We start from the raw sequence: 26,461 nt of genomic DNA, 5'->3' as shown, positions 1-26,461 counted from the left end.
TCGTACACAGAAGTAGCGATGAAGCGCACCAACGAGTTCGAAGTGGTCCCTCAGTCCGACGCGGACGAGGAGTTACTTCGCCGCCTGTTGGACGCTTCAGCCGCACTCTGGAACGAGATCAATTACCAGCGCCGAACCAACTTCGACGATCCGGACGGCGACGTGTGGGAGATCGACGAGTACCGCGGACGGTATGGCGGTACGCTCGGCGCTTCGACCGTTCAACAGATCGAACGCAAGAACCGCGAAGCGTGGAACTCGTTCTTCGCACTCCGTGAGAAGGGCGAAGCCAACGGCAAGCCCGGCTTCTGGGGCAACCAAGACGATGGCCGCGAACTGCGGACGTACATCCGCAACACGTCGTACTCTGTCGAGTGGGGGGAATACTCCCGTCTCGAAATCCTGGTCGGCCAGGACCTGAAAGAGGAGTACGGTCTTGGACGCCAAGAGCGGCTCCGGCTCGAAGTTCGGGGCAATCCGAACTGGAACGAGTACGACAAACAGAGCCGGTTGGAACTGTATTACGACGACGTGAGCGAGACGTTCAGGGCCTTTCAGCCAGTCACAATCGACAATTCTCGACTGGCACAACCACTGGCGGACGAAACCGCCGCTCTGGACATCGGCGCGAACAATATCGTCGCTTGTACGGTTTCGACCGGCGAGCAGTACCTGTACGAAGGCCGCGGCCTGTTCGAACGGTTCCGCGAGACCACCCAACGGATTGCCGAACTCCAGTCGAAGCTTCGGGAAGGGCGGTACAGTTCGAAGCAAATCGACTCGCTGTACCGTCGACGGACCCGACGACGCGACCACGTGATGGACGCGCTCTGTCGAGACCTGACCGAACGGCTGTACGACGAGGGTGTTTCCATCGTGTACGTCGGCGACCTCACCGACGTACTCGACACGCACTGGTCGGTTCGGACGAACGCCAAGCTGCACAACTTCTGGGCGTTCCGTGCGTTCGTGAAGAGGCTGGCGTGTACAGCCGAGGAGTTCGGCATCACCGTCGAAGTGCGGACGGAAGCGTGGACTTCGCAGACGTGTCCCCAGTGCGGTTCGACGGAGGACACGACTCGGCACCAAGACACGCTAACGTGTTCCTGCGGCTTCGAAGGTCACGCGGACCTCACCGCGTCGGAGACGTTCCTCCGACGCCACGAAGCAGACGTACCACGGCCGATGGCACGGCCCGTGTGCCTCAAGTGGGACAGCCACGACTGGCTGGAGCCACCACGCTCTCCCCGTCCCAACGAGGAGCACACAGACCCGCAAGTTGCCTCCGTGGACTCGGCATAGCCGAGACTCCCAGCGCGAGGAAACCCCGGCGTTCACCCCGGGGAGGATGTCATGAGCGGACGACGTGCGTGTTCCCGAGGCGGTCGCCGAGTCGCGTCGGCTGCTCCGAGAGGACGAGCGCCCCGATGCCCACGAGGTAGAACGCGGGCAGCCAGTCGACGAGCCGCAGGACGTTCCGGACGAACGACGCCCGCAACGACGGCGCCGACCCGTCGCTGGCCGTCACCCGGACGCTGACGAGGTATTTGCCGATCGTTTTGCCGAAGCGCCACTCGAGGAGCGTGTGGTAGCCGACCGACAACCCGAGCCAGAGGACCAGCGCCACGAGAGCAAGGCTGCCGCCGAGTTCCGTATCGACGCCGTTCGCGCTGGTTTCCGCCTGGCCGGCGATGAGTCCGACGAGGGTGATGGCGGCGATGAAGAGCAGGAACCAGACGACTGTATCGATTGCCATCGCGACGCCCCGGATGCCGACTCCACACTGCGTCGAGTCATCAGTTCCGTCCATTGGCAGTTCGCGATTGGGAGGACGACGAGGAAAACCCGCTGGCGGAGTTTCTCGGCCTGAAACCGCCCGGCGAGTGCTGCGATCGATGCTAGCCGGTTCTCCCGCCCATCGGTGCCTTCCCTCGCGTCGATACGCGCGTGGTCGACGGGCGTTCGTGGCGAGTCCGTGCTCGGGCCGACCACAACTATACAACGGTCCCGGGGAGACGAGACGTATGTTCGGATCTGGCCGCCACACGCGAGTCGGGATCGAGGGCGAGACGGTCACGATCAACGACGCGCCGACCTACAAGGGACGGACCCACGAGGGACGATCGATCGAGGGTCGCCTGTTTAACTCTCGAATGATTCAGGCCCTGTTCGACGATTCGAACCCGGAGACGGTCGACAACTGGGCGTATCCGGACACGGACACCTGGGATCCCGAGCGAAACGTCGGCGAGTTTCTGGCCGCGATGCCGGAGTGGTACGCCCACGGACTGCGGGCGGTCACCATCAATCTGCAGTGTGGCAGCCCGGAGGGCTACTCGAGCGACCAGCCCTGGGTCGTCTCGGCCTATCGGCCAGACGGCAGCCTGAAACCCGACTGGCTCGACCGGTTGCGGCGGGTGCTCGACCGGGCGGACCGGCTGGGCATGGTCGTGATCCTCGGGCTGTTCTACTTCGGCCAGGATGACGTGCTAGAAGACGAGACGGCGGTAACGAACGCCGTCGACAGCGCCATCGAGTGGCTCCTCGACGAGGGATACACGAACGTCGTGATCGAGGTAGCCAATGAGTGCGATATCCACTACGACCACGACGTCATCGACGTCGGACGGGTCGCCGAGCTGATCGAGCGCGTCCGTACCATCGAACGGGATGGATTCAGCTACCCGGTCGGGACGAGTTTCAGTGGCGGAACGGTGCCACCGGACGACGTCGTCGCCGCCTCGGACGTCGTCCTGTTGCACGGCAACGGCGTCGATGACCCGGCTCGGATCCGCGAGATGGTTGCTGAGGTACGGGACCGGCCGTCCTACGAGCCCCTGCCGATCGTGTTTAACGAGGACGACCACTTCGGGTTCGGCTCGGTCAGTAATCTGGACGCCGCCATCGAGTCGGGAGCCTCGTGGGGGTATTTCGACCCCGGTCACAACGACTACTGGCACGGCTACCAGTCGCCGCCGGTCCGGTGGGATCCTAATACTGCCCGCAAGAAGGCGTTCTTCGGCTATCTCGCCGGGGTCACCGGTCCCGAGGACGGATCTCCGTCCTCGTAGTCAGCCGTATCAGCACGTCCCACCGGCCGCGCCGGCGCCGGCACAGCTCGCGGCGCTCGCACTGGCGCCCGCGGCGGCGGCCGTCCCCCCGACGACGAGGGCCGCGTTGGTCGTCCGGCTATGACATCCTCCCCGTCGTTCACGACGGGGTTTCCTCCGTGGGAGTCTCGGCTATGCCGATTCCTCGAAGGCAACATTCCCGTCGCGGTGGACGGTACTCGAGTCTGTGCGCTGTTCTTCGGGACTTTCGTGAGGGTGTGGTCTCCCCGACCATTCGTGGTCGTCCCACTCGAACCGCACGGGCCGTGCCATCGGCCTGACTGCTTTCTCTGTATGCCGCTTCAGGAACGTTTCTGACGCTGTAAGGTCGGCGTGACCTTCGAACCCACACGGACAGGTGAGCGTGTCTTGATGCCGTGTCGTTCGGTCTGTCGAACCGCACTGTGGACACTCCTGACTCGTCCACGCTTCCGACCGAACCTCTATCGAGATACCGTATTCCTCGGCAGTACAGGCGAGTCGTTCGGTGAATTGCTTGAACGCCCAGAAGTTGTGAGTCTTAGCGTTGGTTTCGACCGACCAGTGGGTTTCCAGAACGTCGGTCAAGCCACCGATATACACTGTGTCCACGCCCTCATCGTACAGTCGTTCGAGCAGGTCACGACACAGTGTTTCTTGAGCGTGGTCGCGGCGACGAGTTCGTTTGCGGTACAGACGCCGAATACGCTCGCTACTGTATCGACCTTCTTCGAGTTTCGACTGTAACCGGGCGATTTCTCGTGTTGTGTCGCGGAACCGATGGAACAACTCGCGACCCTCGTACAGGTATTGGTCGCCGGTCGTGGTGGTACAGGCGACGAGATTGTTTGTACCAATATCCAGAGCGGCCTTCTCTGAGGCCAGTGGAGTGTCCCGTGTATCGGCAGAAACAGTCACGGGTTGCGAAGCCCTGAACGTGCAACCAGTCTCGTCGTACCACAGGCCAATCGACCCTGTTTGTCGTACTCAGGCCAGTTTGGGTCGCCAGCGATTTCGAGCCGGAGACGTCCGGTGTGGTCGTATTGGTCTTTCAACTCGCTCCCGATAAGGATCTCAAGCCGGGAGCGGTCGCCCCATTCAACGGTGTACGACGTGTTGCGAATGACAGTCTTGAGTTGGCGTCCATCGTCCTCGTTGCCACGGAAACCCGGCGGTTCGGGGTGTTCTGTAACCGACGTGTTCGACTCGTCGTAAAACTTCTTCTTGTTCTGGAAGAACCCACGCCACGCTTCGCTGTTCTTCCGTATCACTTGTTGGGCGGTGGACGCGCCAAGAACGCCTTTGTACTTGCCTTCGAGACTGCCTGTATCGGCGTCCCATACGTCGCCCTCGAATTCGTCCTCGTCGTTGTACCGCATGAGGCGTTAGTAGTTGACTTCGTTCCAAAGAGCGGCGGAAGCGTCCAACAGGTCCCGTAGCAGTTGCTCTCCATCGTCAGAGAGCGGTCGCACGGTGAACGTGTTAGTGCGCTTCATGCCACAATTCTTTTTACGTCTCTACGTCAAATAAGTCTTATGAGACATGACGACTGAAACGCCACTAACCTGCTACATCTGTGGGCAGACCAGCGACGACTGGATGACCGTGGACATGATTGGATTGTTTGAGGACCAAGAGGCGGCCCGCGAACGCTTCAAAGAAAAGCACGACACGGAACCGGAAAGTTACCTGTTCGTCTGCTCAGAGTGTGAAGATGAGAATCCCCACCACGCCGAGAACTCTTACGAGAAATACGGGAAATACCAATGAGGCCAGCAATCGACATTTCGCACGGCTTGCACGGACGGCTCAAAGACTACGCAGAAGCGAATGATGTGGACTTGTCAGAAGCCTATGTAGAAGTGTTAGAAGCCGGTCTTGAAGCGTTGGAGACTCAAGATCAGCAGTAACTCGGCGGTTTCTTACCGGAGCTTACGCGATTCACGCCCGCCGTGAACGGCGGGACTCTCTCGCTGTTGAAAGGTAGTCCGTACACTCGCCCCAGGCGACGGGCGCGATCTCGTCGTCGATGTCGTCGGCCGCCTCGACGGCATCGATCGCGGTGCCGACGAGCTCCCAGACGAGGTCCATGTCCGGGGTCTCGACGTCCTCGCCCAGCGAGAAGCGAACGATGGGGACGACGACCGGCTCGCCATCGGGCCCCTCGTTGACGACCGCGACGCCGGTCACGCCACAGTCCTCGACCCCGGAGTCCCCGGGCGCGAGGAGATCGCCGAGCGTCTCGTCCGCCGTGTTTTGCCGGGCTTCGAGGTCGACCTGTTCGTCGGGCGTCTCGGTCCCCAGTAAGCGCTCGAGCAGTGACGGCATCGTTTTCCGTTCTCGCCGGCCCCACTTCGATATTACGGCGCGACCGGTGACCCGTCGGTCCGGCGTCGACGGCGGGTGCTCGGCGAGAACCGGTCGGAGACGGAATCACCGCCCCCTGCGTGAGCATATCGGGGGCGGGTGACGTGAGTTGGCAACGGTGGCGTCGACCAACGGAGGGGTCGACATCGAAGCTGTGGTTTCCAATGGTAATAAACTTGTCGCCGGCGGGCGCTGACGACCGGAGACCGGGGGTCGTCCGGGGATCTCGAGGACCGGGTACGCTCCACGTCGAACGAGCCGCTGGTCGTGTCGCTCTCCGTTCGCTGTACGTGACCCGGCCACAACCCAGGGGCCGAGCCACAAGGGCTATCATCGTCCCTATAGTCGTCCACCGTGATGGTCGACGTGAGCGGACATTTTGCGATGGCGCTGTTGTTTGCGACGCCGGCGTGGCTCCTCTGGGGCCGGCGCGGTGCCCTCGGGTTCACGGCGTTTGCGCTGGTGACTGCGATGCTCCCCGACCTCGATCTGGTGCTCCGGCAGGTGCTTCCGATTACCCACCACGGGGTGACCCATACGATCGTGTTCGTCGGGGCCGTAAGCGTCCTCAGTGGCGCGGTCGCCTCCCGATGGCTCACCGTTCGATTCAACGAGAACCGCTGGATCAGAAGCACGACGATCACCCGCGATACGACGTTCGCGTTCGCGACGCTGGGGATGCTCGTCGGCGGTTTCAGCCACCTGTTCGCGGACATCCTCTCGGCGCCCGACATTGCGGCGCCGCTGACCCCGTTCTGGCCGATCTATAACCAACCGGTGATCGTCGACGTCATCTACTACGACTCCCCGGTCTGGAACTTCGGGCTGCTTGCCGTAGCAGTCGCGCTCCACGTCGCGCTCGCGCGCTACGAGAGCTATCCGATCGAGACCCGGTTCCGGATCGGCGACTCGACGAGCGACGACCGTTTTTACTGAGGCCCTCCCCGGGGCGTCCTCGGGAGAAGGGCTCGTCGTCGTTGACGCCTGTAGTCGACAGGGAGGACGGTCCCAATGACAGGCTATACGCGCCGAACAGCATACAGTTGGTCACAACCGGTGGCGGTCACCGACGTTCCACGCGAAAGCGTACTTGTGAACCGAGGAAACGCGCGACCTGACTATGCACATCGTGGATTCCCGTTTCTGTAGGCGCGAGAGAGTCTCAATTCGCCCCGCGAACGACGTGACCGTATTTGAGCAGGCCGACGAACACTGCGCCGCCACACGCGTTTCCGGCCGTCGACAGGGCGAGAAAGGCGAGATACTGGAGCACCGTGATCTCCGGGGAGATGAACACCCCGAACAGCACCTCGACGTTGCCCGCGATGGAGTGAGGGAGGTGGAGGAGTCCGATCGTAGCGGTCACGATCCAGATGAGCACCACCCGGGCCAGCGTCCCCTGTGCGGCCGTGATCAGCCACGCCAGCAGCCCCATCAGCCATCCCGCGAAGACGCCGGCGACGAACAGCCAGTGTAAGTCGTGCGTGACGAGTTTCAACGCGATCGTTTCGAACGCCTCCGGCGAGACGACGCCGAGTCCGGGCATCAAGACCACGGCGAGGAGGGTGAACACGAGGCCGCCGCCGATGTTTCCGAGATACACCAACCCCCAGAGACGGGTCAACTCGCCGAGCGACGCCTTCCGGTCGAGGACCGGGACCACGGCCAGGGTGGTGTGTTCTGTGAACAGTTCCGACCGGCCCAGGATCACGAACATGAAGCCGACCGCATACATGCTCGCCACCACCAACTCGGTCGTGAGGTCGCCGAACGATCCCTCCGAGAGGGTCAGGACGACCGCCATCAGAAGCGGGCCGAACCCGATATCGAGGCCCGCCGAAAAGCCCGAGAGCAACAGCCCGGATCTCTCGCGATTGATCTCGTGGAGCCCGTCCTCGATCAACGAATCGAGAACGTCTCGCGTCGGTATCTGTTCCATGACCGCGACCCGATCGGATCCTGAGTCATCCACGAGTCTCTACCCGCTGTCGGCTTGCAGTCGAGCCGGTATCCGTTTTTTCGTTGCTCACGACGGTCGGTCGCATGTGAGTGTTTTGGATGGCAAACGCAGTCTCACTCGCGCCCCGTCCGTTTGGTCCCATCTCGACCGTCGAGACCGGTTTCCGACCCCGGCTCAGTAGACGTGCGTGTGAATGGTGGGGCATTGAACGGCGAGAGTCACCAGCCTATCGCCGGCGACCGATTGCCGGGAGTAGTGTCCTCCGCTCGAGGATCGACGCGCCGGGAGGCGCCAGTCGGGGTCCCGGTGGCGAGCGGACCGACCTCGTTTCCGGTCGCACGGGTCCGACCTCCCTCCCTCCCGGGGCTACTCCGAGGCCGTGGCTCCCCGACACCGACGGACGGCGGTCCGTGTCATCCCCCGATACCGAAGACCTCGCGGGGGTTTTCGAGCACTACCGTCCGGATCGCCTCGGGATCGATCCCGTAGCGGTAGAGCTCGAGGATCGCCCGCTTCAGCGCAAGCGGGTCCGTCCGGAGCACGTTCGCACAGTCGGTGTCGACCATGATCCGGTCGGGGCCGTACGCCTCGATGGCGTCGGCGACGTCCCCGGCGTCAACGCCGATCAGCCACGAGTGGCCGATCGTGTAGCTCAGATAGCAGTCGGTCTCTTCCATCAGGTATGCGGTGTTGTTGGGATCGGCGTGGGAGGCGACCACCCGCTTCTCGGCCAGGCCCGCGTCCCGGGCGGCCTCGACGTCGACCTTCACCGCCTCTAGCGCCGGATTTTCGCCGTCGATCACGGGGTCCTGGCCCAGTCCCGGGTTCTTCTCGTAGCCGGGAGTCCCCAGTTCGGGGCGGTACGACCGCCCGGAATCGCTCGACTGGTTGGGCGTGTGCAGGATGACCGGGAGGTCGTGGTCGGCCGCGAGTTCCATCTGGGCCTCCACGACGGCGCGCTGTTCGTCGAGTTCCCAGCGGCTGACGTGCTGGCTGGGCGTGACGCCGGTTTCGCCGACGGCGACGACCTCCTCGAGTTCGAGATAGTCCCCCATTGCCCCGAGCAACTCGTCGGGGTTCTCGATCCGGACGCCGGTGTGGATCCCCAGGCCGAGTTTGGCCTCGACGAAGTGGTCGCGTTCGATCGCCGGGCGACGGTTGATCGCGTCGTCCCAGAGGTACCGGACGTCCGCGGCCCGGACGGGCTTGTAGGGGGTCCAGTGGTAGCCCGAGGCGACCATCACCATCGCCCGACAGCCCGCGAGGGCGTAGCGCTCGCGGTCGTCCCAGGAGAGGGTGTGGGCGTGGTTGTGGACGTCGATCCAGGGGAGGTTCAGGAGTTCGGTGGGATACTTCGTCTCGCGGTCTCCGTACGCTGCGTCCGTCGGGCGCCTCGTCGGCTGTGATGGGGTCATGGTGGAGTCGGTGTTCGAATGGATCGGCGTCCGGTGGCGGCGTGGCCGTCGGATCGCCCGTCCGTGGTCTCGTCGCGACGGTGTGTTTTACAGCGCGGTAAACCTTATTATGCGCCCCGGTCACACACCTGTATGTCACTGTTGATCGGGACGGACGACGGCCTCCACCGGGTCGACGAGGTGCCATTCGAGCGCGACGAGGTCGAGGAAGCCCTCGACTGCGGGGTCGTGACGGCGGTCCGGTCCTGGGAGCATACCGAAGGAACGTTCGTCGCGAGCGAAACCGGCGCCTACCGCTCGACCGACGGCGGCGAGACGTGGGCGGACCTGGAGGTCCCGCTTGGCGATCGGTTCTGGCACGCCGGCGAGAGCGAGGTCTGGTCGATCCTCGCCACCCGCGAGGCGCTGTACGCCGGCACGAACGACCCCTACCTCTATCGTTCGACCGACGACGGCGAGACCTGGTCGGAGCTGAAGGGCTTTCGAGAACTCCCCTCCCGGGGCCACTGGGAGTCGCCGATCGATCCCCACTACGCCCGGCTTCGCGCCCTCGAGACCGTCCCCGGCCGGCCCGACCACCTGATCGCCGGCGTGGAGGCCGGCGGGATCCACGTCAGCAGGGACGGCGGACGGACCTGGCGCGACGGCCGGGACGCGATCGTCGACGACGTCCACCAGGTGCGTCCGATCTCGGAGGACGTCTGGCTCGCGACGACCGGCTATCTCGACCTCGACCTCGAGAACCTCGGGCTGGGCCACGCGGTCGGCGAGGGCGGGCTCTGGCGGACGACCGACGCCGGCGGGTCTTGGCAGCGCATCGACCGTGGGAACGACTACTCCTACGTCCGCCGGGTGTTCGTCCACGACGGAACCCTCTTGTTCTGTGGCGGCGAGGAGGCGCCTCCGGCGTGGGTCGACGACTCCCACGAGGTCGCGCTGTTCGAATCGACGAACTTCGGCCGGGACTGGGAGCGGGTTTCCTTCCCCGGCGAGCCCCACGAGGTGATCGAGACCTGGACCGTTTACGACGGGAGCGTGCTCTGTGGCTCCGGCCTCTTCGACGTCCCCGACCAGCGCGACGACGTCTCCGGTCGGATCATGCGCCGGCGTAATGGGGAGTACGAGACGGTCGGACGCGTCGGCGCCAACGTCAGCCGGATCGGGGTGGTCGAATGACCGATGGCCGATACAGCGACCCGCCCTCCGCGCTCGGCCGGGCGCTGTACGGCGGGATATTGGCATACATGGCCCTGGATGGCTTCCGGGACAACGAGAAACGCGTCGCGATCGCGGCGGAGAAGGGCGTCCCGATGCCCGATCTCCTCGTTCCCTTCGTCACGGGGATGCTCTTCGTCGCCAACTGCGGGATCGTCCTCTGGAGGTTCCCGCGGGCGTCGGCGGGCGCCCTCGTCGTCTTCTTCCTGGGGACGACGCCCGCGATCCACGACTTCTGGCGGCTCGAGGGAAGCGAACGGCAGGCGAACAGGATCAACTTCCTGAAAAACGTCGCCCTGCTCGGCGCCGCCCTCGTCTTTCTGGACGCGGCCGACCGCGAACGGGCCGACGGGTCCCGGCCGTAGACGGAGCTAGAAGGAGACGTCCGTCTCCATCCCCTCGGTCGCGTCCTCCAAGCCGTCCTCGCGGACGTCCTCGGCGAGCCGTGCCCGGAGGTCGGCGTCGGCCAGCAGGCTGTCGAACTCCTCGCGGTAGCGGTCGTTTGCCGCCAGGGACTCGTCTCTGGCCGCCGCGACGCGGCGATACCGGCGGACCGCCTCGGGATCGAGATCGAACTCCGCGGCGAGGCGGTCGTCGTCCTCGATCTCCCGGACCGTAGGGAGGTCGACGCCCTCGCCGTCGGCCTCGGTGACGAGGTGGAGGTCCATCCGGGCGGCAAAGACCGCCTCGGGATCGCGGCCGACGACGTCGGCGATCTCCTCGTCGTCGCTCCCCTCGTAGAACTCCTCGACGACCGAGAGGAGTTCGTCGTCCCCGAGATCGCTCTCGAACCCGTAGCGCTCGCGCATCTCCGCGACAATTTCCTCGAGGCGCTCGTCGACGCTTCGCTCGTCGCGGTCGAGCGAGCCGCGGCCCTCTTCCTGGGACTCGGTGACGGTCTCCTCCCCCTCGGTGACCTCCGTGAAGATGTCCCGGAGCTCCTCGGTCTTCTCGTCCATGGACAGTGACTGGCGAGAGGCGGCTATTTAAGGCTGTTGTCGGCCCTCGTCGGGTGGGAGTGAGTCGCGTTCGGAGACGATCGCGGCGATCCGAACCCTCCCGGAAGGTGACAAGAGTTAAGGCCGTCGTTGTCGGTGAACGACCATGGCAATTCTTGCGGCCGCGGCCGGTTCCCCGACTCGCGAGACGTTCCGGGGGATCAGCGGCGTCGAGGAGCTGCTCTTTTACTATCTGGCGGCTGTCGCAGTCGTCGTCCTCGCCTACGGCGTCTACGCTCGCTTTGCCCGGTATGCCGAGGGTGTCGAGGACCCGATCCCCCGGCTCGACGACCTCGGCGAGCGGACCGTCGAGGCCGCACGGATCGCGCTCTCGAACGAGAGCCAGTTCAACCGGGATCTCTACGGCGGGCTGATGCACGCCTTCATCATGTGGGGCTTTCTGACGCTGCTGATCGCGACGACGATCCTCGCCGTCGACCTCGAGGTCTGGCAGCTCCTCCTCGGACGGAACTCCTTCTGGGTCGGCGACTTCTACCTGGGCTACCAGTTCGTCGTCGACGCGATGGGGCTGCTGTTCGTCGTCGGGATCGGGATGGCCCTCTACCGGCGCTACTGGGTCCGGAAAGACCGGCTCTGGGGCCGGCACACCTCCCGGGAGGACACCCTCTTCGTCTGGGTGCTCTTCGCGCTGGGCGTCGGCGGCTTCGTCCTCGAGGGTCTCCGGATCCTGGCGACTGGCTACCCTCCCTTCGAGGTCGTGAGCTTCGTGGGCTGGGGGACGGCGCTCGCCTTCGAGGCCGCTGGCGTCACCCCCGACCTCGCGGACTCGCTGCACTGGTGGGCGTGGTGGTCGCACTCGCTTCTCGCGCTCGCCTTCGTCGCCTGGATCCCCTACGCGAAGCCCTTCCACATGCTGTCGTCCTTTGCGAACGTGGTCGTCCGCGACGAGCACTCGGGCGCCCGACTGCCCGGGATCCCGGCGGATCTGGAGGCGACCAGTGCCGAGTCCATCGACGACTTCACCTGGTCGGAGCTGCTCGATCAGGACGCCTGCACGAAGTGTGGCCGGTGTTCGTCGGTCTGTCCCGCGAAGGCCGCCGGCCGCCCCCTCGACCCGCGGGACGTCATCCTCGATCTGAAGGGCTATCGCGAGCAGCGGGCCGACGACGGGGGGGAGCAGCCGATCGTCGCCGACGGGGGCTCCTCGGTGATCGACGCCGAGACGATGGAGTCCTGCCTGTCGTGTCTGGCCTGCGTCGACTCCTGTCCCGTCGAGATCGACCACCTGAACTCCTTTACCCGGCTCAACCGTCAACTCGTAGACCAGGGCGACGTCGATCCGGGGGTCCAGGACGTCTTCCAGAACGTGATGCAGGACGGAAACACGTTCGGCAACTCCCAGCGGTCTCGGGCCGACTGGGCCGATCCCCTGGAGTTCGACCTGACGGACGCCCGCGAACAGGAGGTCGAGTACCTCTGGTACGTCGGGGACTACCCGAGCTACGACGACCGGAACAGGAAGGTCGCCCGCTCGCTCGCCCGCATCTTTGACGCCGCCGACGTCTCCGTTGGAATCCTCTTCGAGGAGGAGAAGTACGACGGCAACGACGTCCGCCGGCTGGGCGAGGAGTTCCTCTTTCTCGAGCTCGCGGGCCACCACGTCGAGTCCTTCGAGGCCTGCGAGTTCGAGACGCTCGTCTGTACCGACCCCCACAGCTACAACACGTTCGAAAACGAGTACCCCGAGGTCGACTTCGCGACCTGGGCCGACGACCCGATGATGCCCTTCGACTACGACGAACAGTGGAACCGGGACGGAGAGATCGAGGTACTCCACTGGACCCAGGCCGTCGAGGACCTCGTCAGCGAGGGCCGGCTCGACCTCGCGGGGGACGAACTCGACTACACCGTCACCTACCACGATCCCTGTCACCTCGGGCGATACAACGACGAGTACGAGGCGCCACGAGAACTGATCCGGGCGACGGGCTGCGAGCTCGTCGAGATGCCCCGGAACCGCGCGAACTCCTTTTGCTGTGGCGGCGGTGGTGGGGGTCTCTGGATGGAGTTTGACGACGACCCGAAGCCGAGTGAGGAACGACTTCGGGAGGCGATCGAGGACACGTCCAGCGGGGTCGAGAAGTTCGTCGTCGCCTGCCCGATGTGTACGACGATGTTCGAGGACGGCCGCAAGACGGGCGGCTTCGAGGAAGACGTCGAAATCGTCGACGTCGCCGAGTTGCTCGTCGAGGCGATCGATCGGGACGCGGCGTAGTCGGCGTCGAGCTATCGCCGAACACGCAACGGGACGGGTCCGTCGGGCCGGCAGGTCAGCGCCGGCGTCGGCGAGGGCTCGGTGTCGGAGGTCGCCTCGAGGTCCACCGACCGGAGGATCGACGCGACCGCGAGCCGGAGCTCGAGGAGCGCGAACCGGCGACCGATACAGGCCCGCTTCCCGCCGCCGAAGGGGAAGTAGGCGAAGTCGGGGCGCTCTCGATCCTTCGACCAGCGCCCCGGCCGGAACGCGGTCGGCGCGTCGTAGTAGCGGGGGTCGCGGTGGATCGCCCACTGGGGGCAGACGACCCGGGTGTCCGCGGGGATCCGGTAGCCGGCGACGGTGTCCGACCGCTCGGTCTGGCGGAAGAGCAGGTACGACGGCGGGTAGAGCCGCAGCGCCTCGCGGACGGCCGCGTCGGTCCGGGGGAGGTCGGTCCTCGCCGAGAGCTCCCCCGCCGACCGGACCTCCCTCGCGATCCGGTCGTACTCGGCGGGGTGGGTCGCAAGCGAGGCCAGCGTGTAGGTCAGCGCGACGGCGGTCGTCTCGTGGCCCGCCAGCAGGACGGTCAGCAGCTGGTCGCGGACCTCGCTTTCTGTGATCTCGCCCGCCCCCATCGCCGAAAGCAGCGTCGCACAGAGATCCTCGTCGCCGGGTTCTCGCCGGGCGATCAGCCGGTCTACGATCCCCTCCAGATCGCCGGCGGCCCGCCGGTAACGGCGGTTCGCGGGCGTTGGGGCCCACAGCGGGATTTCGACGGGGAGTCTGGAGGGCGCGAACCGGTCGGTGATTGCGTCGACGCGCTCGGCGATCGTCCCGGCCTCCTCGAGAGAGTCGAGGCCAAACATCGTCGAGGCGACGATCGAGAGCGTCAGCCGGGTCGCCTCCTCGTGGACGTCGATCACCTCGCAGTCGGCCCATTCCCCAACGACCCGCTCGGTCTGGCCGACCATCTCCTCGGCGTAGGCCGCGATCCGACCGGGGGTGAACGCGGGCTGAACCTGCCGACGGCCCCGCTCCCAGCGCTCGCCACGAGCGGTGAGGGCACCCTCGCCGAGGAACTCCCCCAGCAGGTCGCGTTCGCGGTCGTCCTTGCGGTATCGGTCGCATTCGGTCACGAGCGCACGCTCGACCAACTTGGCGTCAGCATAACAGACGAACGACAACCCGGGGATCGATACCCGGAACACTGGACCGTATTCGGCGGCCGCACCCTCTAGGAAGTCGAAGGGATCGCTGCCGACCTCGAGGGCGCTGCCGACGACAGGAAGCCCGCCGACCGTGGGGATCGTCTCGCTCATACTCCCTGTTCGGACGCGCTGTCGGTGGGTGTACTGCCGGTTGGGACCGGGTATTTATATATTGGCCGCCCGGACCCGATCCCGATGAAGTACGCCCGGATCCGCGTCACGGGGGCCGAATCGACGCCGGTGACGTCGCTGGCAGCGAAAGAGGGCGTCGAGACCGTCCACTTGCTCGCCGGCGGCGTCGAGGACACCGACACGCCGACGTACTCGCTGTCGATCGCCGGCGGAGAGGCGGCGGTCCGGTCGGTGCTGACCGACGATCCCGACGTCATCGAGTGGGCAGTCGCGGGCGCCGAGGCGGGATCGGTGTACGCCTACGTCCGGTTCCGGGCCCCGCCCGCGGTCGGCCAGCTGCGCGAGCGGCTCACCCGGGGGAGCCTGGTCGTCCTCCTGCCGGCGACGTTCCGGGCCGAGGGCGTCGAGTTGACGGTCGTCGGGCCCCCCTCCGAGCTCTCGGACGCCTTTGAGGGACTTCCGGAGAGGCTGTCGGCGACCGTCCTTGAGGTCGGCACCTACCGGGGCGGCCGACTCCACCGAGGGTCGTCGCTGACCGACCGCCAGCGCGAGGTCCTGACGGCGGCCTACGAACTGGGCTACTACGAGCGCCCGCGGCGTGCGAGCCAGGAGGCGATCGCCGCCGAACTCGGGCTCGCTCCGAGCACGGTCGGCGAACACCTCCGGAAGGGCGAGCGCCGGCTGATCGCGGATCTCGTCGAGTAGCCCGCTATCGAGGCGAGGCGCTTTTCCCCGCTCCGACGAACCCGGAGACATGGACCTCACCCACCGCCCCCGCCGGCTCCGGCGGGATCGAATCCGGGGACTGGTCAGCGAGACCTCCCTCGAGCCCGCGGATCTCATCGCGCCGGTCTTCGTCGACGCAACGACCGACGAACGGGTCCCGATCGAGTCGATGCCGGGCCACGAGCGGGTCCCCATAGCGGAGGCCGTCCCTCGCGTCGAGGAGGTCCTCGCGACCGGCGTCGAGGCCGTCATGCTCTTCGGCATCCCCGAGTCGAAGGACCCCGAGGGTTCTCGCGCGTGGGCCGCCGACGGCGTCGTCCAGGAGGCCACCCGACGGATCATGGGAGAGACCGACGCCTACGTGATTACGGACGCCTGTCTCTGTGAGTACACAGACCACGGCCACTGCGGTCCCTTAGAGGAGGAACTGGCGGAGGCGGCCGATCCGGGCATGGCCGACTCGACGATGACGGTGGACAACGATGCGACTCTCGAGGCCTTACAGCGGATCGCGGCCTCCCAGGCCCGGGCGGGCGCTGACATGATCGCCCCCAGCGGGATGATCGACGGGATGGTCGGCGCGATTCGAGAGGGGCTTGACGGAGCGGGCTACCCGGAGGTGCCGATCATGAGCTACGCCGCGAAGTACGAGAGCGCCTTCTATGGACCGTTCCGCGACGCCGCCGACGGCGCGCCCGCCTTCGGCGACCGGAGACACTACCAGATGGACCCGGCGAACGCCCGCGAGGCCCGCCGGGAAGTCGCCCTGGACGTCAAGCAGGGCGCCGACGTCCTGATGGTCAAACCCGCACTCCCCTACCTCGATATCGTGAGCGACCTCCGCCGGGAGTTCGACCACCCGATCGCCGCCTACAACGTCTCCGGGGAGTACGCGATGCTCCATGCGGCTGCCGATCGGGGATGGCTCGAGCTCGAGGCGGTCGCCCGCGAGTCGCTGCTCTCGATCAAACGCGCGGGCGCGGACCTGATCCTCACCTACTTCGCCGAGGACGTCGCCCGATCGCTCTGAGGCCCCGTCGGACGAACGTCAACCACTCCCAGGACTGACACGCGCGCCCGGCAGTACTTGCCGCGCGCGAGTCACGAACGTCCCGTTTCTCCCGATCGAGCGCGGAATTTACCGCCCCTTTCGCCTCCCGGGGTCGATGATCGTCCAATATATAACCGATGGGCGGATCTTCCGTGTACGATCACCGTCCTTCGAGAGTATTAGGTAACCTTATATTAGGAACGAATACGAGAGTATAGCGATATATTTGGCCATTCGTCAACACCAATTCTTATATAGAATAGAATGCTGGCTCACAACCGTGAATTGGAGCACGATCATGAGCGAAAACCCATCGGACATGGACGTTCGTATACTGAAAGATAGCCGCAGTGGGAGGGTAGAGAGATGTTGGAACTGACGCCGCTGCAGACCGACGCGGAGATGATGATGGAGGCGATCAACTACACGTGGATCCTGGTCGTCACGTTCCTGATCTTCTTCATGCACGCGGGCTTCGCGATGCTCGAGGCCGGTCAGGTACGCTCGAAGAACGTGGCGAACCAGCTGACGAAGAACCTGCTGACCTGGTCGGTCGGCGTGACGGTCTTTTTCCTGATCGGAGCCGGCGTGGATAGCTTCGTCGGGGGGGCCGGATTCTCCCCCGCCTTCGGGAGTTCCGGCACCGGCTGGATCGACTGGCTCTACGGCGCGGTCTTCGCGATGACCGCGGCGACCATCGTCTCGGGGGCCGTCGCCGGCCGGGCGAAGCTCCGGGCGTACGTCGCGTACACCTTCCTGCTGGCCGCGGTCATCTACCCGGTCGTCTCGGGGATGGCCTGGTACGATGCCGGACTGCTCGGCATCGACGGGGCGGTCGGCTCCGCCATCGGTGCGCCCTTCGACGACTTCGCCGGCGGGACGGTCGTCCACGCGATGGGCGGCATCGCCGGCCTGACCGCGGCGTGGATCCTCGGCCCGCGCATCGGTCGGTACAACGACGACGGCTCGGCGAACGTCATCCCCGGTCACTCGATGACGTTCGCCGTCCTCGGGACGCTCGTCCTGGCCTTCGGCTGGTACGGCTTCAACGTCGGCACGTCCGCGATCTTCAGCGACGGCGCGTTCGTGGGCGACCAGCTCGGCCGCGTCGCGCTGACGACGACGATCTCGATGGCCTGTGGTGCGATGGCCGCCGGGGCCGTCGCACTCGTAAAGACTGGCAAGGTCGACACGCTGTACGTCGCAAACGGTCTGCTCGCCGGCCTCGTCGGGATCACGGCGATCCCCCACGCCTCGACGTGGTGGGGCGCGTTCCTGGTCGGCGGCCTCGCCGGCGCACAGCTCCCGATCGTCTTCGGGTTCGTCGAGAACACCCTCAAGATCGACGACGTCTGTGCGGTCTTCCCCGTCCACGGCTCGGCCGGGGTCCTCGGGACGCTGATGCTCCCGGTCGTCGTCGCACCGGAGTACCTCGACGCGGCCGGAGTGACGAGAGGAGAGATGTTCCTCGCTCAGCTCGCTGGCGTAGTCATCATCTCCGTCTGGACGATCGTCACGACCGCCCTCATCTGGGGGGCGTTCAAGGCGGTCGGCCAGGCCCGGGTCACGCCCGAGCACGAACAGGACGGCCTCGACGTCTCCGAACACGGCGTCGACACCTACCCCGAGTTCGGCGAGCCCAACGTCGCCACCGACGGCGGCCCGGAGATCCGGACCGACGGCGGTGAGCCGAGCGACGAATCGCGGTCCTCGTCGGAGCTTCGCACCGACGGCGGCCTGCCCAACGACGGCGAACTCAAGATGATCACCGCGATCATCCGTCCCGATCGGCTGGGCGCGGTCAAGAAAGCCCTCGCCGAGACCGGCGCGCCCTCGCTGACCGTCACCAACGTCTCGGGACGCGGTTCCCAGCCCGCAAAGAAGGGACAGTGGCGCGGCGAGGAGTACACGGTCGACCTCCACCAGAAGGTCAAAGTCGAGTGCATCGTCGGCGACATTCCGGCGACGGACGTCGTCGAGGCCATCGGCGAGGCCGCAAACACCGGCGAGCCCGGCGACGGGAAGATCTTCGTCCTTCCCGTCGAGGACGCCTACCAGGTCCGGACCGGAAACACCGGCACCGACGCGGTCTGATCTTCTCGGTACTACTTTGAGGGGTCGCGGCCAACCCCCTCGCATGAACCACGATCGCTCACGCGCGCTGTACGATCGGGCGCTGTCGGTGATGCCGGGCGGGGTCAACTCCGCCGTCCGCGCGGCGATCGAGCCCTACCCGTTTTTCGTCGAGAAGGGCGAGGCCGGCCACGTGGTAGACGCCGACGGCAACCGCTACGTCGACTGGGTGATGGGACTCGGTCCCCTCCTGCTCGGCCACGACCTTCCCGACGAAGTGGGGGCGGCGATCCAGCGCCGGGCGAGCGAGGGCCCGATGTATGGCACCCCGACCGAGGTCGAAGTCGAGTTAGCGGAGTTCGTCGCCCGTCATGTCCCAAGCGTCGAGAAGATCCGGTTCGTCAACAGCGGGACCGAAGCGACGGTGTCGGCGGTCCGCCTCGCACGCGGACACACGGGCCGGAACAAGATCGTCGTCATGCAGGGAGGGTACCACGGCGCCCAGGAGTCGACGCTCGTGGAGGGCGACGCCGACCATCCACGGCCCTCCTCTGCAGGAATCCCCCAGTCCTTTGCCGAACACACCCTTCCGGTCCCGTTCAACGACGAGGCGGCGATCCGGGAGGTCTTCGAGGCCCACGGCGACGAGATCGCCTGCGTTCTCGTCGAGCCGATCCTCGCGAACTACGGCATCGTCCACCCCGAGGAGGGCTACCACGAGTTCCTCCGGGAGATCACCGAGGAGTACGGCTCCCTCCTCGTCTTCGACGAGGTCATCACCGGCTTCCGGGTGGGGGGACTGGGCTGTGCGCAAAGCGAATTCGGCGTCACCCCCGACCTCACGACGTTCGGCAAGATCGTCGGCGGCGGGTTTCCGGTCGGGGCGATCGGCGGGCGCGCGGAGATCATCGAGGGCTTCGCGCCCGCCGGCGACGTCTTCCAGGCCGGCACGTTCTCGGGCCATCCCGTCACGATGGCCGCCGGCCTCGAAACTCTGCGGTTCGCCGCCGAGAACGACGTCTACGACCACGTCGACGGCCTGGGCGAGCGCCTCCGGGCGGGTCTCACCGATATCGCTGCCGACCAGGCGCCCGAATACACCGTGGCGGGAACCGCCTCCATGTTCAAGCTGATCTTCACGCGGGAGGGCCCCGGGAGGGACGCCCTCGAAGAGCAGTGTTCGGCGGGCTGTCGCCAGGAGCCGACCTGTCCGCGCTACGACTTCTGTCCGAAGAACGCGGGCGACGTGAAAGCCGCCGAAACCGACCGCTGGCGGCGGATCTTCTGGGGGGAGATGGAAGATCGGGGGATCTTCCTCTCTCAGAACCAGTTCGAGAGCCAGTTCGTCAGCTACGGCCACACCGAAGCGGACGTCGAGGAGACCCTGGAGGCGTACAAGGAGGCGCTCTGAGTGGGCGCTTCGAGCGCGGACGAAAAGAAGTAGTTCGTCCTCGCCCGAACGTCGGGATATGCGAGGACTCCCCGAGTCGATCCGGCCGGACTCTCGGGGCCGGCTGATCGAGCGGCTCTGTTATCTCCTCCCGCCGACGCTCGGGGTCGGCGCCGTCGGCGTTCTCCGGGACGCCGAGTTGGGGGTTCCGCTTCTCTCCCGGGGGCTGGTCCTGGTCGCAACGTTCGGCTACACCGTGCTCTCGCTTTCGCTCGCAGCGGCCGTCTTCATGGACGCCCGGGAGGTCCGCCACGTCGGCGGTTGGGAGCCCCGCCCGCTCCTCTACGGCGCCGCGACGCTGCTTGCGGCGCCCGCCGTCGCTCCCGCCTACCTCGCGCGCCGCCACGTCGGCTTCGGGACGCCGCCCGACCGCCGAGAGTGGTGGCCCCTCATCGCGCTCTCGCTCGCGACGACGCTCGTCGGCGCCGGCCTCGCGGCGGTCGCGCTCGTCCTGGCGATCCCGGACCTGTTCGGGTGGGCCGTCGGAATCGCGGGCGCGATCGCCGTCGGCGCGTTCCCGGTCGCGATCCACCGCGACGCCGCCTACGTCAGCTTCCAGCACGCCGGCTGGGAGCCCAACCCGGGGCTCTACCTCGGGCTGGCCTCCCTCTCGCTTTTCGTCCCCGTCCTCCAGCCCCTCCTCGCGGCGTACTACCTCCACCGCCGGCGGCGGACGGTCGGCTTTCGGTGAGCGATGGGCGGAGCGTGCGGTTTTCATACCCCAGGCGCCCAGGTCCGGTATGAGCACACCCGAGAGCCTCCGACTCGCCACGCGCGGGTCGGACTTAGCCCGGCGACAGGCCGCCATGGTCGCCGAGGCCCTGGAGAACCACCGCTACGAGGTCGAACTCGTCACCGTCGAGACCACCGGCGACCAGATCAGAGACGAGTTAATCCACCGGCTCGGAAAGACCGGCGCCTTCGTCCGCGAGCTCGACGAGCGCGTTCTGGAGGGCGACGTCGACGGGGCCGTCCACTCGATGAAGGACATGCCGACCGATCAGCCCGACGAACTCGTGACCGCGGCGGTCCCCGAACGGGGGTCGCCGGGCGACGTCCTCGTCACGCCGTCGGGCACCTCCATCGAGGAGCTTCCGGAGGGCGCGACGGTCGGCACCTCGAGCCTGCGGCGGCGAGCCCAACTGCTCTCCCGGCGCCCCGACCTCGCGGTCGAACCGCTGCGGGGAAACGTCGATACGCGGATCGAGAAACTGCTCGCGCCGACGCTCCAGGCCGAACACGAGAGGCGGGTCGAAGCCGAGAAAGAGCGGAAAGGGAACACGGGAGACGAATCGTTCGAGCCGGAGTACGACCGCCGTCCGGAGGAGTGGTTCGACGAGTTAGACGAGATCGAACGCCGCGCCTTGGAGCGCGAGGTCGAGATCGAGTACGACGCGATCGTTCTCGCGGCCGCAGGAATCGAGCGAAGCGGGCTCGACGACCGGGTCGCGCTCTCTCGACTGGCGCCGACCTCGTTTCCGCCCGCGCCGGGCCAAGGCGCGCTCGCGGTGACCGCCCGCGACGGCGAGCTCGCGGAGGCGATCCAGGACGCGATCGACCATCCCCGGAGCCGGGTCGAGACGACCGTCGAGCGCACCCTGTTGGCGGAACTCGGCGGCGGCTGTATCGCCCCGATCGGCGTCTACGCGCTCGTCCAGGGCGAGTACGTCGACACGACGGTCGCCGTCTTCGATTCCGACGGCGAGGAGTCGGTCGTGGCCGGCCGGGACCTCCCCGTCGAGAGTCATCCGGAAGCGAGCCGGCAGTTCGCCCGCGATCTCGCCGACCGTGGGGCTGCCGCACTGATCGAGGCCGCCGGCCGCGACACCGGAGAACAGCCGGAGGGGAAATGACGGGGACCGTCTACCTCGTGGGAAGCGGCCCCGGCGACCCCGAACTGCTGACCGTGAAGGCCACACGGCTGCTCGAGGAGGCCGACGTCGTCCTCCACGACAAGCTTCCGGGGCCCGAAATCCTTGAATCGATCCCCGAGGAACGCCGCGAGGACGTCGGGAAGCGTGCGGGCGGCGAGCGCACCCCCCAATCCGTGATCAACGATCGGATGGTCGAACTCGCCCGGGGGGGCAAGGAGGTCGTCCGGCTGAAGGGTGGCGACCCGTTCGTTTTCGGTCGGGGCGGCGAGGAGGCCGAACATCTCGCGGCCCACGAGATTCCCTTCGAGGTGGTTCCCGGAATCACCTCGGCGGTCGCCGCGCCCGCGGTGGCGGGGATCCCCGTCACCCACCGCGAGGCCGCCTCCTCGGTGTCGGTCGTCACCGGCCACGAGGACCCCACGAAGGCCGAGTCGGCGGTCGACTGGGAGGCGCTGGCGGCGACGGGCGGAACGATCGTCGTCCTGATGGGCGTCGGGCGGCTTCCCGATTATACCGCGGCACTACAGGAGGCCGGTCTCGCCCCCGAAACGCCGGTGGCACTGATCGAGCGCGGGACCAGAGCGGGCCAGCGGGTCGCCGTCGGCACCCTCGAGACCATCGTCTCGGTCCGCGACGAGGCGGGGATCGAGCCGCCCGCGGTGACCGTGATCGGCGAGGTCGCGACCACCCGCGAGCGGGTGCTCGAGTTCCTCGCGAACGAGTCGGAGGGCGGTGGGGCTCCATGAGGGACCTCTCGGTCGCGGTCTTCCGGCCCGACGACGGCCGTCTCGAGAGCGCGGTCGAGTTGATCGACTCGCTGGGCGCTCGCGCGATAGCCGATCCGATGCTCGCGGTCGAGCCCACGGGGGCTGCCCCCCGAGAGGACGCCGACTACGCGATCCTCACGAGCAAGACCGGCGCCGAACTCGTCGCCGACGCCGGCTGGGATCCCGGACCCTCGACTGTGGTCGCGATCGGTCCCTCGACCGGCGACGCGTTGGGCGATGAAGGATACGAGGTCGGGCTCGTCCCCGGAGAGTACTCCTCGACGGGGCTGGTCGAAGCCCTCGGCGGGCGGGTTCCGGGAACCCGCGTCGAGGTCGCCCGGAGCGACCACGGGAGCCCCGTGTTGACCGACGGCCTGGAGGCTGCGGGTGCCTACGTCCACGAGACCGTCCTCTACCGGCTCGTCCGACCCGAGGGGAGCGGGATCTCGGCCGAGCGGGCGGCCGCCGGCGACGTAGACGCCGCTGCCTTCACCTCCTCGCTGACCGTCGACCACTTCCTCGAGGCGGCCGCCGACCGCGGCGTCCGAGAGGAGGCGATCGAGGGGCTTTCCGGGGCGGTCGTCGGAGCGATCGGCGAACCCACCAGGGAGACCGCCGAGAGCTACGGGATCGGCGTCGAGGTGGTCCCCGAGGACGCCGACGCCGAGCAACTCCTCTGTGCGGTCGTCGAGCGGGCGGCGCCGACCCGCTACGAGTGACGACGGTCACTGACCGGAGAGCCTCAGCGACCGGCGAGTCTCGCCTGCGGGGGACGGTCGTTTTTCACGGGATGAAGCGTTCGGTCGTATTATAACTGTCCCGGCGGTGACGGTCCGCTTGCGATGATCCGTCCCGACTACACCCTCGCGCTGTACGAATCCCTCCTCGATACCGCTTTGGAGGCCGGCTACGCGTTCGCGACGATCGAAGACGTGCTGACGGGATCCGAACCCGACGGCCCCCACGTCGTCCTCCGCCACGACGTCGACCGCCGACCCCGAAACGCCCTCCTGCTGGCCCGAGCGGAGGCCGACCGGGGGATCACCGCGACCTACTACTTTCGCACCAAAACCGCAGCACCCGACCGGCTCGCCCGCGTCGAGTCGATGGGCCACGAGGTCGGCTACCACTACGAGGACTTCGTGCGCGCCGGCGGCGACCACGACCGCGCCCACGCGCTGTTCGCCGAGAACCTCGCTTCCTTCCGCGAGCACGCCACGGTCCGAACCGTCGCCGGCCACGGCAACCTCTCGCGGTACACCAACATCGATCTCTGGGATCGGGGCCCCTCCGTTTCGGAGTACGACCTCGCGGGCGACGCCTGCAAGTCGATGGACCTCCACGGGACCTACGCGTACCGGTCGGACACCGATCGGCGCTGGGGCGGGACCGGCGGGCCCGAGACGACCCCGGAACTGATCGCCGAACTCGAGGCCGGCGAGTTCGACCGGATCGCCGTCCTCGCCCATCCCAGCCGGTGGACGACGGGTGCCCTCGAGTACGTCTACCAGCTCGGCTGGGATACCGCGGCCACCTCGACCAAACGCGCGGTCGCGGGGACGGCCCGAATTGGGACGGCGACGGCGAAGATCCGCGAGGCGACCCCGTAACCGTTCGACCGGTTCGTACTGCCGACCGGAGACGAGACCGACCCCTCCGATCGTCGTCGGCTCCCGGATCCGCAACTTTATCCCCGAAGACGGCCCACTCCCGCCCGATGGCCGTCCCGGTCCCCGAACTCGAGGAGCGTGCGCTCGCCTGCGCCCGCCGGCTCACCGACGCAGAGCGGATCCTGCTCGCCTCCCACATCGACGCCGACGGGCTCACGAGCGCGGGGATCGCCGCGACGGCCCTCGAACGCGCGAAAATCCCCTTCGAGACGGTCTTCGAGAAACAACTCGACGGCGAGGCGATCGCTCGAATCGCGGCCCGCGAGGAGGAGACGGTCCTCTTTACGGACTTCGGTAGCGGCCAGCTCGAGACGATCGGAGAGCACGCCGGCTCGTTTACGCCGGTGATCGCCGACCACCACCGGCCCGCAGAAACCGATTTCGAGGCCGACTACCACCTCAATCCACTGCTCGTCGGGATCGACGGCGCGTCCGAACTCTCGGGGGCAGGAACGACGTACGTCCTCGCGCGGGCCCTGGAGTCGGTCGCCGACACCGACGGGGACAACCGCGATCTGGCGGGCCTCGCCGTCGTCGGCGCCGTCGGCGACATGCAGGCCACCGGGGGTGAACTCGAGGGTGCAAACGCCGAAATCGTCGAGGAAGGGGTCGAAGCCGGCGCGGTCGAGACGGGAACCGACCTCGCGCTCTACGGCAAACAGACCCGGCCGCTCCCCAAACTCCTGGAGTACGCGACCGACGTCCGGATCCCCGGCATCTCGAACGACGCCGGGGGATCGCTTCGCTTTCTGGAGGGCCTCGACGTCTCCCTCCGGACCGACGAGGGCTCCTGGCGGTGCTGGTCGGAACTCGACGACGCCGAGAAGCAGTCGGTCGCGAGCGCGCTCGTCCGGCGGGCGGTCTCGAAGGGCGTCCCCGCCGAAAAGATCGATGGGCTGGTCGCGACGAGCTACGTGCTCGCGGGCGAACCCGTCGGCAGCGAACTCCGGGACGCAAGCGAGTTCTCGACGCTGCTGAACGCCACCGCCCGCTACGACAGGGCTGACGTCGGTCTGGGGGTCTGTCTGGGCGACCGGGGGGGCGCCCTGGATCGCGCCCGAACGCTCCTCCGCGAACACCGCCGAAACCTCGCCGAGGGGATCGAGTGGGTCACCGAGGAGGGGGTCACCCGCGAGGAGTACGTCCAGTGGTTCCACGCCGAAGATCGGATCCGGGAGACGATCGTCGGCATCGTCGCCGGGATGGCGATGGGATCGGAGGGGGTCAGCCGCTCGCTGCCGATCGTCGCCTTCGCGGAAAAGGACGGAGCGGAAGACGAGATCAAGGTCTCGACCCGCGGGACCGGCCGACTCGTCTCCCGGGGGCTCGACCTCTCGACTGCGATCGGCGAGGCCGCCCGGGCCGTCGGCGGCGACGGGGGTGGTCACGACGTCGCGGCCGGCGCGACGATCCCCGCGGGCCGCGAGTCGGCGTTTCTCGACCGTCTCGATGCGGTCGTCGGCGAACAACTGTCCTGACCGTTTGCGAATCGTGCGTGTTCACTCCGGAAGCGGCGCCTGGAACCTCCGTCTGATACCTGACGAAAGAATTTTGTATAGCGACATCTAATTTATCACCCGACTTTCGACTGCTGGAGAGCGGGTGGTTGCCTCGAACCGACTCCGGGTCGGAGTTCGTGTGTCCGACCGACGGCTCGGTGGGGCGTCGATCGAATCTCCCTCGAGAGAACCCGTCGTACTGGACTTGCTCACCGGAGCGCCATCGTTCGAATCCGCTCGGGTTGGGCGGCGGATCGGTCGGCAACCGTTCGCCCCGGGCCTCGCGCTGGTGGGCGACTCCGGCGGTAGCCGTTCATTTCGCGAGGTAGAACGACGTTACGTGAAAACAGGCGCAACGCCTCGCCGTTCACGGCGGGGATACGCGCCGTACACCCCGCTACGCGACCGAAAACTACAGTATAGCCGGCGTCGTACCGTATCCCAAGCCAATCGCGTAAAGTATCAATCGGGAGCACCGGGGCCGCTTCCCGCCGATACGGACGATTCCACGCCCGCCGGTGGCAAACCCGCCGGGGAGTACGTGGTTCGGACCCGTTCGTCGTCCTCACAGTACCCCTCCCCGTCACTGGAGACGGGCGGTAACGCCCGCGCAAACGAGGGGGCGACGGCATACCAAAGCCCGCCCCGTTCGCGGTTGTCCACTCCGCCGAAGCGGTTCGGTGGAGTCCGGTCGATGGCACGACCCGTGTCGGGTCCGCCTTTTCGGCGGACCCGAACGCACTCGTTCG

At 66.8% G+C, this 26,461-nt stretch carries 23 protein-coding genes and 1 pseudogene; 17 read left to right on the top strand and 7 right to left on the bottom strand.

Features of this window, described 5'->3' with window-relative positions:
* Positions 1 to 18 precede the first annotated feature (18 nt).
* Positions 19 to 1,302: an RNA-guided endonuclease TnpB family protein gene (locus tag DVH23_RS09050; RefSeq protein WP_114577122.1), complete on the top strand. Its 1,284-nt coding sequence runs from the start codon at positions 19 to 21 to the stop codon at positions 1,300 to 1,302.
* 49 nt (positions 1,303 to 1,351) lie between these two features.
* Here the strand turns inward: DVH23_RS09050 and DVH23_RS09045 are convergent, their stop codons facing one another.
* Positions 1,352 to 1,810 (bottom strand): RDD family protein, encoded by a 459-nt coding sequence (locus DVH23_RS09045; protein ID WP_114577121.1) that lies wholly within the window; start codon positions 1,808 to 1,810, stop codon positions 1,352 to 1,354.
* A 214-nt stretch (positions 1,811 to 2,024) separates the two neighbouring features.
* Between DVH23_RS09045 and DVH23_RS09040 the strand changes: the two genes are divergently transcribed.
* Entirely contained in the window at positions 2,025 to 3,071 is a 1,047-nt protein-coding gene (locus tag DVH23_RS09040) for a hypothetical protein (protein ID WP_114577120.1), read from the top strand.
* Positions 3,072 to 3,242: 171 nt separating this feature from the next.
* On the opposite strand, the pseudogene DVH23_RS09035 reads toward DVH23_RS09040, so the two are convergent.
* Positions 3,243 to 4,585 (bottom strand): annotated as a pseudogene (locus DVH23_RS09035) (RNA-guided endonuclease InsQ/TnpB family protein).
* Positions 4,586 to 4,631: 46 nt separating this feature from the next.
* Here DVH23_RS09035 and DVH23_RS09030 point away from each other — a divergent pair.
* Positions 4,632 to 4,859, top strand: a complete 228-nt coding sequence (locus DVH23_RS09030; RefSeq protein WP_114577119.1) for a hypothetical protein — start codon at positions 4,632 to 4,634, stop codon at positions 4,857 to 4,859.
* A 171-nt stretch (positions 4,860 to 5,030) separates the two neighbouring features.
* Here DVH23_RS09030 and DVH23_RS09025 read toward each other — a convergent pair whose 3' ends face one another.
* Positions 5,031 to 5,417: a hypothetical protein gene (locus DVH23_RS09025; RefSeq protein ID WP_198667889.1), complete on the bottom strand. Its 387-nt coding sequence runs from the start codon at positions 5,415 to 5,417 to the stop codon at positions 5,031 to 5,033.
* Between the two features lie 396 nt (positions 5,418 to 5,813).
* Here DVH23_RS09025 and DVH23_RS09020 point away from each other — a divergent pair, with 396 nt between their 5' ends.
* The gene (locus tag DVH23_RS09020) at positions 5,814 to 6,392 is read left to right on the top strand and encodes a metal-dependent hydrolase (RefSeq protein WP_114577118.1); all 579 of its coding nucleotides are present in this window, start codon (positions 5,814 to 5,816) and stop codon (positions 6,390 to 6,392) included.
* Positions 6,393 to 6,618: 226 nt separating this feature from the next.
* Here the strand turns inward: DVH23_RS09020 and DVH23_RS09015 are convergent, their stop codons facing one another.
* A complete protein-coding gene (locus DVH23_RS09015; RefSeq protein ID WP_114577117.1) occupies positions 6,619 to 7,395 on the bottom strand; it encodes a formate/nitrite transporter family protein in 777 nt (258 codons plus the stop codon).
* A gap of 434 nt (positions 7,396 to 7,829) precedes the next feature.
* Positions 7,830 to 8,831 carry a TatD family hydrolase gene (locus DVH23_RS09005; RefSeq protein ID WP_114577115.1) on the bottom strand — a complete coding sequence of 334 codons (1,002 nt, stop codon included), beginning with the start codon at positions 8,829 to 8,831 and terminating at the stop codon, positions 7,830 to 7,832.
* A gap of 132 nt (positions 8,832 to 8,963) precedes the next feature.
* Between DVH23_RS09005 and DVH23_RS09000 the strand changes: the two genes are divergently transcribed.
* Positions 8,964 to 10,007: a sialidase gene (locus tag DVH23_RS09000; RefSeq protein ID WP_114577114.1), complete on the top strand. Its 1,044-nt coding sequence runs from the start codon at positions 8,964 to 8,966 to the stop codon at positions 10,005 to 10,007.
* Positions 10,004 to 10,411 (top strand): DoxX family protein, encoded by a 408-nt coding sequence (locus DVH23_RS08995; protein ID WP_114577113.1) that lies wholly within the window; start codon positions 10,004 to 10,006, stop codon positions 10,409 to 10,411. Before DVH23_RS09000 ends, DVH23_RS08995 begins: the two co-directional genes overlap by 4 nt.
* 6 nt (positions 10,412 to 10,417) lie before the next feature.
* On the opposite strand, the gene DVH23_RS08990 is transcribed toward DVH23_RS08995, so the two are convergent.
* Positions 10,418 to 11,005: a conditioned medium-induced protein 4 gene (locus tag DVH23_RS08990; protein WP_114577112.1), complete on the bottom strand. Its 588-nt coding sequence runs from the start codon at positions 11,003 to 11,005 to the stop codon at positions 10,418 to 10,420.
* Positions 11,006 to 11,150: 145 nt separating this feature from the next.
* Here DVH23_RS08990 and DVH23_RS08985 point away from each other — a divergent pair, with 145 nt between their 5' ends.
* Complete coding sequence (locus DVH23_RS08985; RefSeq protein ID WP_114577111.1) at positions 11,151 to 13,280, top strand: (Fe-S)-binding protein; 2,130 nt, start codon at positions 11,151 to 11,153, stop codon at positions 13,278 to 13,280.
* A gap of 11 nt (positions 13,281 to 13,291) precedes the next feature.
* Here DVH23_RS08985 and DVH23_RS08980 read toward each other — a convergent pair whose 3' ends face one another.
* Positions 13,292 to 14,581 (bottom strand): cytochrome P450, encoded by a 1,290-nt coding sequence (locus DVH23_RS08980; RefSeq protein WP_114577110.1) that lies wholly within the window; start codon positions 14,579 to 14,581, stop codon positions 13,292 to 13,294.
* A gap of 84 nt (positions 14,582 to 14,665) precedes the next feature.
* Between DVH23_RS08980 and DVH23_RS08975 the strand changes: the two genes are divergently transcribed.
* From DVH23_RS08975 to DVH23_RS08930, 10 genes are all read left to right on the top strand, one after another.
* Positions 14,666 to 15,307, top strand: a complete 642-nt coding sequence (locus tag DVH23_RS08975) for a helix-turn-helix domain-containing protein (protein ID WP_114577109.1) — start codon at positions 14,666 to 14,668, stop codon at positions 15,305 to 15,307.
* A gap of 49 nt (positions 15,308 to 15,356) precedes the next feature.
* On the top strand, positions 15,357 to 16,358 hold the full coding sequence (hemB, locus tag DVH23_RS08970; protein WP_114577108.1) for a porphobilinogen synthase: 1,002 nt from the start codon (positions 15,357 to 15,359) through the stop codon (positions 16,356 to 16,358).
* Between the two features lie 390 nt (positions 16,359 to 16,748).
* Complete coding sequence (locus DVH23_RS08965; protein WP_114577254.1) at positions 16,749 to 18,473, top strand: ammonium transporter; 1,725 nt, start codon at positions 16,749 to 16,751, stop codon at positions 18,471 to 18,473.
* Between the two features lie 43 nt (positions 18,474 to 18,516).
* Complete coding sequence (locus tag DVH23_RS08960) at positions 18,517 to 19,863, top strand: glutamate-1-semialdehyde 2,1-aminomutase (protein WP_114577107.1); 1,347 nt, start codon at positions 18,517 to 18,519, stop codon at positions 19,861 to 19,863.
* Between the two features lie 58 nt (positions 19,864 to 19,921).
* On the top strand, positions 19,922 to 20,593 hold the full coding sequence (locus DVH23_RS08955) for a hypothetical protein (protein ID WP_114577106.1): 672 nt from the start codon (positions 19,922 to 19,924) through the stop codon (positions 20,591 to 20,593).
* A gap of 49 nt (positions 20,594 to 20,642) precedes the next feature.
* Entirely contained in the window at positions 20,643 to 21,755 is a 1,113-nt protein-coding gene (hemC, locus tag DVH23_RS08950) for a hydroxymethylbilane synthase (RefSeq protein WP_114577105.1), read from the top strand.
* Complete coding sequence (gene cobA, locus DVH23_RS08945) at positions 21,752 to 22,522, top strand: uroporphyrinogen-III C-methyltransferase (RefSeq protein ID WP_114577104.1); 771 nt, start codon at positions 21,752 to 21,754, stop codon at positions 22,520 to 22,522. The genes hemC and cobA overlap by 4 nt, the downstream gene beginning before the upstream one ends.
* A complete protein-coding gene (locus DVH23_RS08940; protein WP_114577103.1) occupies positions 22,519 to 23,262 on the top strand; it encodes a uroporphyrinogen-III synthase in 744 nt (247 codons plus the stop codon). Before cobA ends, DVH23_RS08940 begins: the two co-directional genes overlap by 4 nt.
* Before the next feature lie 123 nt (positions 23,263 to 23,385).
* Positions 23,386 to 24,153 (top strand): hypothetical protein, encoded by a 768-nt coding sequence (locus DVH23_RS08935; RefSeq protein ID WP_114577102.1) that lies wholly within the window; start codon positions 23,386 to 23,388, stop codon positions 24,151 to 24,153.
* A gap of 107 nt (positions 24,154 to 24,260) precedes the next feature.
* Positions 24,261 to 25,691, top strand: a complete 1,431-nt coding sequence (locus DVH23_RS08930; protein WP_114577101.1) for a DHH family phosphoesterase — start codon at positions 24,261 to 24,263, stop codon at positions 25,689 to 25,691.
* The last annotated feature ends 770 nt before the right edge of the window (positions 25,692 to 26,461 follow it).

The organism is Saliphagus sp. LR7, from assembly GCF_003344565.1.
In the GTDB taxonomy this organism is placed as follows: domain Archaea; phylum Halobacteriota; class Halobacteria; order Halobacteriales; family Natrialbaceae; genus Saliphagus; species Saliphagus infecundisoli.
This window is presented reverse-complemented; position numbering and strand designations above follow the sequence as displayed.